The organism is Mycobacterium sp. 012931 (genome assembly GCF_000419295.1).
Classification (GTDB): Bacteria; Actinomycetota; Actinomycetes; order Mycobacteriales; family Mycobacteriaceae; genus Mycobacterium; species Mycobacterium marinum.
Genome location: NZ_AOPX01000001.1, coordinates 490,766 through 502,557 on the forward strand (window position 1 = coordinate 490,766; position 11,792 = coordinate 502,557).

The following is an 11,792-nucleotide window of genomic DNA, read 5'->3' on the forward strand; positions in this document are numbered from 1 at the left end:
TACCCCTAGCTGAGAAGTGAAGGTGCGATAGCGGATGATCAAGTCCGAGAAGCCCATGTCCGCTTCTCTGGCGGCCGATCGCGTTAAGCGTACGTCAAATAACCCACCTAACCTGGTGTGATTCCACTTTCATGCAGGGCACTGCTGTGCGGCAGCGCACTCTACTCTCGAATGCTTGAAAGTTGCCGAGTATTAATGCCAGGGAATTGACAGAAAAGCCTTTCTCATTTATGGCGGCGACCGCCGCGGAGCTAGGCCACCCCGACAAGTTTTCCGTTAAGCCACAACGGTATTGATGTTTTCACCGAGCACACCCGGGCTCCATTAGCCTTCGGAATCCTCAGCGCGGAAACGCATTCAGTCGACGGCGGGAGCCAAGGTCCGCGATCGACAGCGACGACATTCCCGTCCGGTTTGCCGTCCGGTTTGCGGTCCGGTTCACCGTCCGGGTCGCGGTCCGGGTTGCCGATCGCCGCTTTGCGCCGGACCCGGACGGCCCAACGGTGGTTTGCCCTTGGGCCTTTTTGTCCGAGGCACCGATCGCGGTAGAGTTCTTTGCGTGCAGCGGGTGCTCCTCCTCGGAAGCCGCGACGGGGCCTGATCCAGACCGGCTTCCCGTCGCGGGTGTTCGCGATGCGCCGGTCTGAAGTTCCTTCTCGCCACCCCCGGAGCAACTACCGTGACAAACTCTTCGCAAGCCCCTGGTCCCGACGCCTTCACCTCGGCGCGCACCATCGTCAAACCCGCTGGCCCACCGTCGCCGGGCCAACCCGTCTGGAACCCCCAGCGAGCCTCCTCGATGCCGGTCAACCGTTACCGGCCGTTCGCCGAGGAAGTCGAACACATCCGGGTTACCGACCGCACCTGGCCCGACCGCGTCATCGACCGCGCCCCCCTGTGGTGCGCGGTGGACCTGCGTGACGGCAACCAGGCACTGATCGATCCGATGAGCCCGGCCCGCAAGCGGCGCATGTTCGACCTGCTAGTTCGGATGGGTTACAAGGAGATCGAGGTCGGCTTTCCCTCGGCCAGCCAGACCGACTTCGACTTCGTCCGCGAGATCATCACCGAAGGCGCCATTCCCGACGACGTCACCATCCAGGTGCTGACTCAGTGCCGCCCCGAGCTGATCGAGCGCACGTTCGAGACGTGCGCTGGGGCGTCGAAGGTGATCGTGCACTTCTACAACTCGACGTCGATCCTGCAGCGCCGCGTGGTGTTCCGCGCCGACCGGGCCGCGGTAGAAGCGATCGCGACCGAGGGCGCCCGCAGATGCGTCGAGGAAGCGGCCAAATACCCCGACACCCAGTGGCGCTTCGAGTACTCACCGGAATCCTACACGGGCACCGAGCTGGAATACGCCAAACAGGTGTGCGACGCGGTGGCCGAAGTCATCCAGCCCACCCCGGAAAACCCGATCATCTTCAATCTGCCCGCCACCGTGGAGATGGCCACCCCGAACGTCTACGCCGACTCGATCGAGTGGATGAGCCGCAACCTGGCCAACCGGGAGTCGGTCATTCTGAGCCTGCATCCCCACAACGATCGCGGAACCGCCGTCGCCGCAGCCGAATTGGGCTTCGCCGCAGGCGCCGACCGGATCGAGGGCTGCCTGTTCGGCAACGGCGAGCGCACCGGCAACGTGTGTCTGGTGACCCTGGGGCTGAACCTGTTCTCCCGCGGCGTGGACCCGCAGATCGATTTCTCCAACATCGACGAGATCCGGCGCACCGTGGAGTACTGCAACCAGCTGCCGGTGCCCGAACGTCACCCCTACGGCGGGGACCTGGTCTACACCGCGTTCTCCGGCAGCCACCAGGACGCCATCAACAAGGGCCTGGACGCGATGAAGTTCGATGCCGACGCTGCCGATTCCGACATGGACGACATGCTGTGGCAGGTGCCCTACCTGCCCATCGACCCCAAGGACGTCGGACGCACCTACGAAGCGGTGATCCGAGTCAACTCGCAGTCCGGCAAGGGTGGGGTGGCCTACATCATGAAGGCCGACCACGGCCTGGCCCTGCCACGACGGCTGCAGATCGAGTTCTCGCGCGCGATCCAAGAGATCGCCGAGGGCAGCGCGGGCGAAGGGGGCGAGGTCTCGCCCAAAGAGATGTGGGACGCGTTCGCCGAGGAGTACCTGGCGCCGGTGCGCCCGCTGGAGCGGATCAAACAGCGCGTCATTGCCGCCGAGGAAGATGGCGGCACCACCAGCATCGACGCCACCGTCAAGATCGACGGCAAAGAGACCGAGATCAGTGGCTCGGGCAACGGTCCGCTGGCCGCGTTCGTTCACGCGCTGGGCACCGTCGGGTTCGACGTGGCCGTGTTGGACTACTCCGAGCACGCGATGAGCGCCGGCGACGACGCTCAGGCGGCGGCGTACGTGGAGGCCTCCGTGGCCGGCAAGACGGTGTGGGGCGTGGGCATCGCGCCGTCGATCACCACCGCGTCACTGCGGGCCGTCGTGTCGGCGATCAACCGGGCGTCGCGCTAGGCGTCAAAGTACGCGGGTAGCAGCCGGTCGACCAGTGCGGCCGGGTCGTCGTCGCCGGGCAGGGTGAGGTGGCTGAAGACGTAGCCGTTGAGCAATCGGCTCAACTGATCCATCTGCTCGGGCGTCGGGGCAAAGCCCGCGGCCTCGAAGATCAGGGTTGCCGACTTCACCGCGGCACGCTGCAACTCCACCAGGAACGGCTGCAGCTCTGGCCGTCTCGTGCCCTCCATGAACAGCTCGAACCTCGCCAGGGTGTTGCGGCGGAACTGTTCATCGGGGTCGGTGAGCATCTTCGTCATCAACGCTTTGACGCCGTCTCGGGACAACGACCCGACCGCGGACCGCAGCACCTGCACTCGCTGCCAATGCAAATCGACGGTGCGCGATGCCGTGGCTTCGAGCAAGGCCTGACGCGTGCGGAAGTAGTTCGATGTGGTGCCGGCGGGCAGACCCGCGCGATCGTCCACCTGCCGATGCGTAAGACCCCCGACACCGACGTCGGCAAGGATGTCGATCGCGGCGTCGAGGATCTGGGCACGGCGTTGCGGATTCGGCGGCATCAGTCTTTGTAGCGCAACCGCCAGAACATCGTCAGGAATGCCGGGTACACCGCGATCAACAGCAGGTAGCTGAACCACATGGGAAACCAGCTGACGATGGACAGATCCCGGACCACATAGGACATGTAGATGTGCAGCGGCACGCTACCGGCGATGTAGACGATCGATGCGGTGAAGAAGGCCCGATGCCGACCATTGGCGAACCGCACCCGGGGCCACACCAGGATGCCGGTGATGGTCGCATACGTCATCGGGATCAGCAGGATTCGGTCCGTGGCCATGGTCGCCACGTACTTCAGGGTGAGTTCGTCTCCGAAGATCACCCGGTAGACGTGCAATGCGAACCCGAGCGAGATGGTCAGCATGGCCGCCTGGCGGAAGAAATAGCCGTGCCGGCGGTAGGCGCTCTGCCGGGACGACTTGTCTACTACGGATGCAGTGGTACTCATGGCGCGACCATAGCACTACGTCCGTAGTGGCACAAGAGTGTTGGCCTCAGAAGAGCGCGAACTGTTCTTCGACCAGAGTGTGGTCGGTGAATTTCTCGGCACTGGTGCCGCCGAGCACACAGCCAACCCGGTCCATGAACTGCGTGTCGGTAAGCGCGGGCACACCCAGCTGCCGGGCGTGGTAGCCCTTGCCCTGATCAGGGGCGTCTTCGTTGCACACCACCAGCGATGTCTCCCGGTCGACGCCATCGCTGTAGGCCAGTCCGGCATGCAGGATCCGTTCGACGAGCTCCTCATGGGTTCGGCCCACCTCGGCGGCCAGCGCTACCCGCATGCCCTGGACCAGCGGCCGGTCACAGACGTAGCGGCCCGGGTTGAGGTAGGGGCAGGGCATCCGGGAGGCCAGCGCCTTGAGCGGGCGCAGTTCGTCGTGGGTCACCCGGCCGTTGGGCCACCGGCGCCGGGTGACCGGATGAATCGGCAGCCAAACGTCGCGTTCGCGGGCCCGTTGCAGCGCCGGTGCCAGGATCCCGCTCAAGACCAGTGCGTCGTCGAAAGCGTCGTGCGGCCGTTCCTGGGTCACGCCCCAATGTGCGGCCAGCGTCTCCAGCCTGAGGTTGTCGATTCCGAGTTCCAGCCGCCGGGCCAGCTCGACCGTGCACATGACGGAATCCACCGGCAGCTCGGCATCTGTCAGTTCAGCCTCAGCGGCCAAAAACGAGTAGTCGAACGCGACATTGTGGGCCACCAGCGTGCGGCCGCGCAGTAGCTCGGTCAGATCACCGACAATGTCGGCGAACTGAGGCTGGTCTTCGAGCATCGCCGCGGTCAGACCGTGCACGTGGGTTGGGCCCGGATCCACCCCGGGATTGAGCAGGCTGACCACGGAATGCTCGACATTGCCGGCTGCGTCCAGCCCAAGCGCGGCGACGCTGATGACCCGGGCGTGCCCCGGCCGAAATCCCGAGGTCTCGACATCGACGACGGCCCAACCCTCACCCGGGTGGCCGGCCGGCCGTCCCCAGTTCTGGCTCACACGATGAGAATGGCACGTCGGGCCGACATCACCGGCGTCGTTGCGCCTCGTGTCGGCCTCAACTTGGGGACGGCCCGTTACTTGGCCACGACCCGCTCCACTCGGCCCCCAGCGCCAAGGTTGCGATCGCCCTTAAACTGCCCGGGTGATAACCGCCCGTGCCCGGCTAGCCCTCGCCGCAGGTTCGAGCGCGCGTTGGGCGTCTCGAGTCACCGGTCGCGGAGCCGGTGCGATGATCGGCGGCCTGGTCGCAATGACCCTGGACCGCTCGGTGTTGCGCCAGCTCGCGAGCGGTCGGCGCACCGTCGTCATCACCGGCACCAACGGCAAATCGACGACCACCCGGATGACCGCGGCCGCCCTGAGCACCCTTGGCGCCGTCGCCACCAACGCCGAGGGTGCCAACATGGACGCCGGCCTGGTGGCCGCGCTGGCCGCCGACCGTCGTGCCGGACTCGCGGCGCTGGAAGTCGACGAGATGCACGTCCCGCACGTGTCGGACGCCGTCGAGCCGGCGGGCCTGGTGCTCCTGAACTTGTCCCGGGATCAGCTGGACCGCGTCGGCGAGATCAACGTGATCGAACGCACCCTGCGGGCCGGCCTGGCCCGCCACCCGAACGCGGTGGTGGTGGCCAACTGTGACGACGTCCTGATGACCTCAGCGGCCTACGACAGCCCCAACGTGGTGTGGGTGGCCGCCGGCGGTTCCTGGTCGAACGACTCGGTGAGCTGCCCGCGCAGCGGCGAGGTCATCGTTCGCGAACCCGGGCACTGGTACTCCACCGGCGCCGACTTCAAACGGCCCAGACCACAGTGGTGGTTCGATGACGAAGCCGTGTACGGGCCGGACGGACTGGCGCTGCCGATGCGGCTGGCGCTGCCCGGCGCGGTCAATCGGGGAAACGCCACCCAAGCGGTCGCGGCCGCCGTCGCGTTGGGCGCGGATCCGGCGTTGGCCGTCGCCGCGGTCGCCGAGGTCGACGAGGTCGCCGGCCGTTACCGCAGCTTCGCTCTCGGCCGCCACCAAGCACGGATCCTTCTGGCCAAGAACCCGGCCGGCTGGCAGGAAGCGCTGTCGATGGTGGACGAACGTGCCGCCGGAGTGGTCATCTCCGTCAACGGACAAGTGCCCGACGGCGAGGATCTGTCCTGGCTGTGGGATGTGCGCTTCGAACATTTCGCCGAGGCGTTCAAAACGACCCCGGTGGTGGCCGCCGGTGAGCGCGGCACCGACCTGGCGGTGCGCCTGGGTTACGCGGGCGTGCAGCACACCCTGGTGCACGACACCGTGGCGGCCATCGAGTCTTGCCCGCCGGGACCGGTGGAGGTGGTCGCCAACTACACCGCGTTCCTCCAGCTGCAGCGGAGGTTGACGCGCAATGGCTGACTCTGTGGTCCGGATCGGCCTGGTGTTGCCCGACGTGATGGGTACCTACGGTGACGGCGGCAACGCCGTCGTGCTGCGCCAACGGCTACGCCTGCGGGCCATCCCCGCCGAGATCGTCGAGATCACCCTTTCCGACCCGGTACCGGATTCCTTGGACCTGTACACGCTGGGCGGCGCGGAAGATTACGCGCAGCGATTGGCCACCCGGCACCTGCTGCAGCACCCGGGACTGCAGCGCGCGGCCGGCCGGGGCGCACCCGTGCTGGCGATCTGTGCGGCCGTCCAGGTACTCGGGCATTGGTATGAAACCTCATCGGGCGAACGTGTCGACGGTGTCGGCCTGCTCGATGCGACCACCTCTCCGCAACAGACCCGCACCATCGGTGAGCTGATCAGCAAGCCATTGCTGCCCGGGTTGACCCAGCGGCTCACGGGTTTCGAAAATCACCGCGGAGGTACCGTTCTGGGCCCAGCGGCATCGCCGTTGGGTGCGGTGGTCAAGGGTGCGGGCAACCGGGCGGGCGATGGCTTTGACGGCGTCGTCCAGGGCGGCGTGGTCGCGACCTACATGCACGGGCCGTGTCTGGCCCGCAACCCCGAGCTGGCCGACCTGCTGCTGAGCAAGGTGGTCGGAGCGCTGGCGCCGCTGGAGCTACCGGAAGTGGAATTGTTGCGCCGAGAGCGGTTGTCGGCGCGCTAGCGCCGCCCGCCGAACTCAGACCATCGCGCGGCGGCCGGTCAACGCGCGGCCCAGGGTGAGTTCGTCGGCGAACTCCAGGTCACCACCCATCGGCAGCCCCGACGCGATCCGGGTGACGGTCAGGCCGGGGATGTCGCGCAGCATCCGCACCAGGTAGGTGGCCGTCGCCTCGCCCTCGGTATTGGGGTCGGTGGCGATGATCACCTCGGTGATATCGACGCCGTCGACCCGATCACCGATGCGAGTCAGCAACTCGCGGATTCGCAGCTGCTCGGGACCGATCCCGGAAAGCGGATCGAGCGCCCCGCCCAGCACGTGATAGCGACCGCGGTATTCGCGGGTTCGCTCGACGGCCTGGATGTCTTTGGGCTCTTCGACGACGCAGACCAGGGCCCCGTCCCGGCGCGGGTCCGCGCAAATGCGGCAACGCTCGTCATCGGAGACGTTCCCGCACACAGCGCAGAAGCGCACCCCGTCCCGGACCTTGGCCAGCACGGCGGTCAGCCGGTCGATGTCCGGCGGCTCAACCGACAAGAGGTGAAACGCGATGCGCTGGGCACTCTTGGGGCCGATGCCCGGCAGCTTGCCGAGCTCGTCGATCAGATCCTGAACGGGTCCCTCGAACATGCCGGGGCCGGTCAGACCCCCGGGGCACCCGGCATGCCTGGCATACCCGGTGCGCCCGGGGCACCCGGCATACCTGGCATTCCCGGCGCACCCGGCCGTGGCGGCATTCCCGGCGCTCCCGGCGCTCCTGGGGCACCGGGCGCGCCGGGCGGGCGCATCGCGCCGGCCAGCGCACCCAGGCGCTCCTGCGCCATCTTGGTCACCTGCTGAGACGCATCGCGCATGGCACCAACGATCAGGTCCTGCAGCGTCTCTATGTCGTCACGGTCGACCACCTTGGGGTCGATCGTGACCCCGACCAGTTCGCCGCTGCCCCTGACAGCGACCTGGACCAAGCCGCCACCGGCTTGACCGTGTACCTCGGAATTGGCCAGCTGTTGCTGGGCTTCCAGTAGCTTCTGCTGCATCTGCTGTGCTTGAGCGAGCAGTGCCGACATGTCGCCGCCGGGTTGCATGACAGTCCCCTAGCATCTTGGTCTCGAGTTGGTTTCGCCTGCGGTTGTATGGCGATTTGAAACAATCAGCCTAGACGGCGCGGCGTTACCGTTGCGCAGTGGACGTAGGAGTCAGCCCGCGTGTCGGGATCGCCATGGTCATCGGGATGCTCGTAGCGGCGTTGACACCCCTGCTCCCAACGGCGGCCGCAGCCCCTTCCAACATCGCCGGCATGGTCGTTTTCATCGACCCTGGGCACAACGGCGCCAACGACGCATCGATCGGGCGTCAGGTCCCCACCGGCCGGGGCGGCACCAAGGACTGCCAGGCCAGCGGGACATCGAGCAACAGCGGTTACCCGGAGCACACGTTCACCTGGGACACCGCCCTGCGACTGCGCGCCGCGCTCAACGCGCTGGGCGTACGAACGGCGCTCTCCCGCGGCAACGACAACGCGCTGGGTCCGTGCATCGACGAACGCGCCAACACGGCCAACGCGTTACATCCCAACGCGGTCGTCAGCCTGCACGGCGACGGCGGCCCGGCCACCGGCCGCGGCTTTCACGTCAACTACTCGTCCCCGCCGCTGAACGCGGCCCAGGCCGGTCCCTCGGTGCAGTTCGCGCGGGTCATGCGCGACCAGTTGCGGGCCTCGGGTATTCCGCCGGCCAACTACATCGGGCAGGACGGCTTGTACGGGCGTTCGGATCTGGCGGGGCTGAACCTGGCCCAGTACCCGTCGATCCTGGTCGAGCTGGGCAACATGAAGAACCCCGCGGACTCGGCGCTGATGGAGTCCCCCGAAGGGCGGCAGAAGTATGCCAACGCGCTGGTCCGCGGGGTCGCGGGCTTTCTGGCCAGCCAGGGCCAGGCGCGCTAGCTTTCCAGCTCGGACTTGAGGTTGGCCAGCACTTCACCCTGGATCTTCTTCAAACCCAGCGGGGCAAACGTCTTCTCGAAGAAGCCCTTGACCCCGCCGGCGCCGTTCCAGGTGGCCTTGACGGTCACGCTGCAGCCCGGCACCGCCGGAGCCACCGTCCAGTTGATGATCATGGATGAGTTCGCATCCTTTTCGATCACCGTGTGGCCTGCGACATCCACGCCGACCTGCACGTCACGGACGCGCGACTTGGTCGCCTGCAGTCGCCACTTTGCGACGGTGCCCTGTCCCTGCCCCCCTTCGAGCACCTGGTACTCGCTGTATTGCGGGGAAAGAATTTTCGGACGAACGTTCTGATAATCGGCCACTCCGGCAAGAGCGGCCGCAGGCTCAGCATTGATCAAGATCGTGCTGGCTGCGCTCACCTGTCCCATCAGGCGCAACTCCTCTGTCATGAATCGCGGTGCAGCCCACACACGGATGCAGGGGCTGTGGTCGGTGACTACGATATATGTGGTGCCTGGTACTGGATCTGGACTGTCCGCCCACACATCGGGCGTAGAGCGATTGCTGGCTAGCTATCGATCCATTCCCACGACCGCAACGGTCCGGTTGGCCAAACCCACTTCAAACCTGTTCCTCGCCCGCGCCAAACGCGATGTTCGGGGTCTGGACACCTCCGGGTTGACCGGTGTGATCAGCATCGATCCCGACGCCCGCACCGCCGACGTGGCCGGCATGTGCACATATGAGGACCTGGTCGCAGCCACGCTGCCGCACGGTCTGTCGCCGCTGGTGGTTCCGCAGTTGAAGACCATTACGCTCGGCGGCGCGGTCACCGGCTTGGGCATCGAGTCGGCATCGTTTCGCAATGGCCTGCCGCACGAGTCGGTGCTCGAAATGGACGTCCTCACCGGCGCGGGCGAATTGCTGACGGTATCGGCCGACCGGCACGCCGATCTGTATCGAGCCTTCCCTAATTCCTATGGCACGCTGGGCTATTCGACTCGGCTCAAGATCCTGCTGGAGCCGGTCAAGCCCTTTGTGGCGTTGCAGCACATCCGATTCGACTCGTTGCGGGCACTGGTCGCGGCGATGGAGCGCATTGTCGATACCGGGGGCCTGGACGGGATGGCGGTGGACTACCTGGACGGCGTGGTCTTCAGCGCCGACGAAAGCTACCTGTGCGTCGGTGTGCGGACCGCAACGCCGGGCCCAGTCAGCGATTACACCGGAAAAGACATCTACTACCGGTCGATCCAGCACGAGAGCGGCGTCAAAGCGGACCGCCTGACCACCCACGACTACTTCTGGCGCTGGGACACCGACTGGTTCTGGTGCTCACGCGCGTTCGGCGCGCAGAACCCGACGCTGCGGCGCTGGTGGCCGCGGCGGTACCGGCGCAGCAGCGCCTACTGGAAGCTGGTGGAACTCGACCAGCGCTTCGGAATCGCCGACCGGATCGAGAAGCGCCACGGGCGCCCCCCGCGAGAGCGAGTGGTGCAGGATGTCGAGGTTCCCATCGAGCGCACCCAGGACTTCATGACATGGTTTTTGGAAACGGTACCCATCGCACCGATCTGGCTGTGCCCCTTACGGCTTCGTGACAATGACGGCTGGCCGCTGTATCCGATCCGGCCGGACCACAGCTACGTCAATGTCGGCTTCTGGTCCTCGGTGCCGGCCGGCGCCACCGAGGGGGCAACCAACCGGGAGATAGAGACGAAGGTGAGCGAGCTCAACGGACACAAGTCGCTCTACTCCGACAGCTACTACACCCGAGAAGAGTTCGATGAGTTGTACGGCGGGGAGTCGTACAAAACGGTGAAGAAAACCTACGATCCAGATTCGCGTCTGCTCGATCTCTACGCAAAGGCGGTGCAACGACGATGACTGCAACGAAAGAAGCCAACCAGCCCCCGAATGCCAACGGCGGCAGACTCAGTATTGCCGAGGTCCTGGCGATCTTCACCGCGACCGGCGGCCAGCCACTGAAGTTCAGTGCGTATGACGGCAGCACCGCCGGTTGCAACGACGCGGAAATGGGGTTGGAACTCACCTCCCCCCGCGGCACCACCTACCTGGCGACGGCGCCGGGGGAACTCGGCCTCGCCCGGGCCTACGTATCGGGGGACCTACAGCCCCACGGTGTGCATCCCGGCGATCCGTATGAGCTGCTCAAAGCGTTGACCGACCGGGTCGAGTTCAAACGGCCGTCAGCGCGGGTGCTGGCCAACGTGGTGCGCTCGATCGGGGTGGAGCATCTGTTGCCGATCGCGCCGCCGCCGCAGGAGACGCCGCCGCGGTGGCGCCGAATGGCCGAGGGCGTCCTGCACAGCAAGACCCGCGACGCCGAGGCCATCCACCACCACTACGACGTCTCGAACACCTTCTACGAGTGGGTGCTCGGGCCGTCGATGACCTATACCTGCGCGGTCTATCCGAACGAACGGGCAACCCTGGAAGAGGCTCAGGAGAACAAGTACCGGCTGGTCTTCGAGAAGCTGCGGCTGCGGCCGGGCGATCGCCTACTCGACGTCGGCTGCGGCTGGGGCGGGATGGTGCGCTACGCCGCGCGCCACGGGGTCCGGGTCATCGGCGCCACGCTGTCGGCCGAGCAGGCCACGTGGGCCCAACAGAAGATCTCCGACGAGGGGTTGGCGCAGCTGGCCGAGGTGCGCCACTGCGACTACCGGGACGTGGTGGAGACCGGGTTCGATGCCGTCTCGTCGATCGGAATGACCGAGCACATCGGCGTCCGCAACTATCCCGCCTATTTCGGCTTGCTCAAATCCAAGCTGCGCACCGGCGGCCTGCTACTCAACCACTGCATCACCCGCCACGACAACAAGTCGACATCCTTCGCCGGCGGGTTCACCGACCGCTACGTCTTCCCGGACGGGGAGCTGACCGGCTCCGGCCGCATCATCACCGAGATCCAGGAAGTCGGCTTCGAGGTGCTGCACGAGGAGAACCTGCGGCAGCACTACGCGCTGACGCTTCGCGACTGGTGCCACAACCTCGTCAAGCACTGGGACGTGGCGGTCGCCGAAGTCGGACTGCCCATCGCCAAGGTATGGGGCCTGTACATGGCGGCCTCGCGAGTGGCGTTTGAGCGCAACAACCTGCAGCTGCATCACGTGCTCGCCGCCAACGTCGACACCTGGGGCGAAGATGACCTGCCGCTACGGCCGTGGTGGACGGCCTAGGAGGAGATC

The 11,792-nt window shown here is 66.2% G+C and carries 12 protein-coding genes; 6 read left to right on the top strand and 6 right to left on the bottom strand.

From position 1 onward, the window contains the following. Positions 1–679 precede the first annotated feature (679 nt). On the top strand, positions 680–2,500 hold the full coding sequence (leuA, locus tag MMSP_RS02170) for a 2-isopropylmalate synthase (RefSeq protein ID WP_020785283.1): 1,821 nt from the start codon (positions 680–682) through the stop codon (positions 2,498–2,500). Here the strand turns inward: leuA and MMSP_RS02175 are convergent. From MMSP_RS02175 to MMSP_RS02185, 3 genes are read right to left on the bottom strand one after another with little or no spacing between them, the layout of a single operon-like run. Beyond that, positions 2,497–3,060, bottom strand: a complete 564-nt coding sequence (locus MMSP_RS02175) for a TetR/AcrR family transcriptional regulator (protein WP_012396738.1) — start codon at positions 3,058–3,060, stop codon at positions 2,497–2,499. The genes leuA and MMSP_RS02175 overlap by 4 nt on opposite strands. After that, a complete protein-coding gene (locus MMSP_RS02180) occupies positions 3,060–3,509 on the bottom strand; it encodes a hypothetical protein (protein ID WP_020785284.1) in 450 nt (149 codons plus the stop codon). The genes MMSP_RS02175 and MMSP_RS02180 overlap by 1 nt, the downstream gene beginning before the upstream one ends. A gap of 46 nt (positions 3,510–3,555) precedes the next feature. Continuing rightward, complete coding sequence (locus MMSP_RS02185) at positions 3,556–4,545, bottom strand: DEDDh family exonuclease (protein WP_020785285.1); 990 nt, start codon at positions 4,543–4,545, stop codon at positions 3,556–3,558. Between the two features lie 145 nt (positions 4,546–4,690). Here MMSP_RS02185 and MMSP_RS02190 point away from each other — a divergent pair, with 145 nt between their 5' ends. Further along, positions 4,691–5,932: a Mur ligase family protein gene (locus MMSP_RS02190; protein ID WP_036426015.1), complete on the top strand. Its 1,242-nt coding sequence runs from the start codon at positions 4,691–4,693 to the stop codon at positions 5,930–5,932. A gap of 4 nt (positions 5,933–5,936) precedes the next feature. Further along, positions 5,937–6,632 (top strand): type 1 glutamine amidotransferase, encoded by a 696-nt coding sequence (locus tag MMSP_RS02195; RefSeq protein ID WP_086085092.1) that lies wholly within the window; start codon positions 5,937–5,939, stop codon positions 6,630–6,632. Positions 6,633–6,647: 15 nt separating this feature from the next. Here MMSP_RS02195 and recR read toward each other — a convergent pair whose 3' ends face one another. Together recR and MMSP_RS02205 are read right to left on the bottom strand one after the other, a co-directional pair. Continuing rightward, entirely contained in the window at positions 6,648–7,259 is a 612-nt protein-coding gene (recR, locus tag MMSP_RS02200; protein ID WP_015357550.1) for a recombination mediator RecR, read from the bottom strand. 11 nt (positions 7,260–7,270) lie between these two features. Then, positions 7,271–7,714 (bottom strand): YbaB/EbfC family nucleoid-associated protein, encoded by a 444-nt coding sequence (locus tag MMSP_RS02205; RefSeq protein ID WP_011741924.1) that lies wholly within the window; start codon positions 7,712–7,714, stop codon positions 7,271–7,273. A 98-nt stretch (positions 7,715–7,812) separates the two neighbouring features. On the opposite strand from MMSP_RS02205, the gene MMSP_RS02210 reads away from it, so the two are divergent. Continuing rightward, positions 7,813–8,574: an Rv3717 family N-acetylmuramoyl-L-alanine amidase gene (locus MMSP_RS02210; protein WP_020785288.1), complete on the top strand. Its 762-nt coding sequence runs from the start codon at positions 7,813–7,815 to the stop codon at positions 8,572–8,574. Here the strand turns inward: MMSP_RS02210 and MMSP_RS02215 are convergent. Then, positions 8,571–9,008, bottom strand: a complete 438-nt coding sequence (locus MMSP_RS02215) for an SRPBCC family protein (RefSeq protein ID WP_015357552.1) — start codon at positions 9,006–9,008, stop codon at positions 8,571–8,573. The two genes, MMSP_RS02210 and MMSP_RS02215, sit on opposite strands and share 4 nt — an antisense overlap. Before the next feature lie 46 nt (positions 9,009–9,054). Between MMSP_RS02215 and MMSP_RS02220 the strand changes: the two genes are divergently transcribed. After that, positions 9,055–10,467, top strand: a complete 1,413-nt coding sequence (locus MMSP_RS02220; RefSeq protein WP_036426018.1) for an FAD-binding oxidoreductase — start codon at positions 9,055–9,057, stop codon at positions 10,465–10,467. Then, the gene (locus MMSP_RS02225; protein ID WP_015357554.1) at positions 10,464–11,783 is read left to right on the top strand and encodes a class I SAM-dependent methyltransferase; all 1,320 of its coding nucleotides are present in this window, start codon (positions 10,464–10,466) and stop codon (positions 11,781–11,783) included. Before MMSP_RS02220 ends, MMSP_RS02225 begins: the two co-directional genes overlap by 4 nt. Positions 11,784–11,792: the final 9 nt, after the last annotated feature.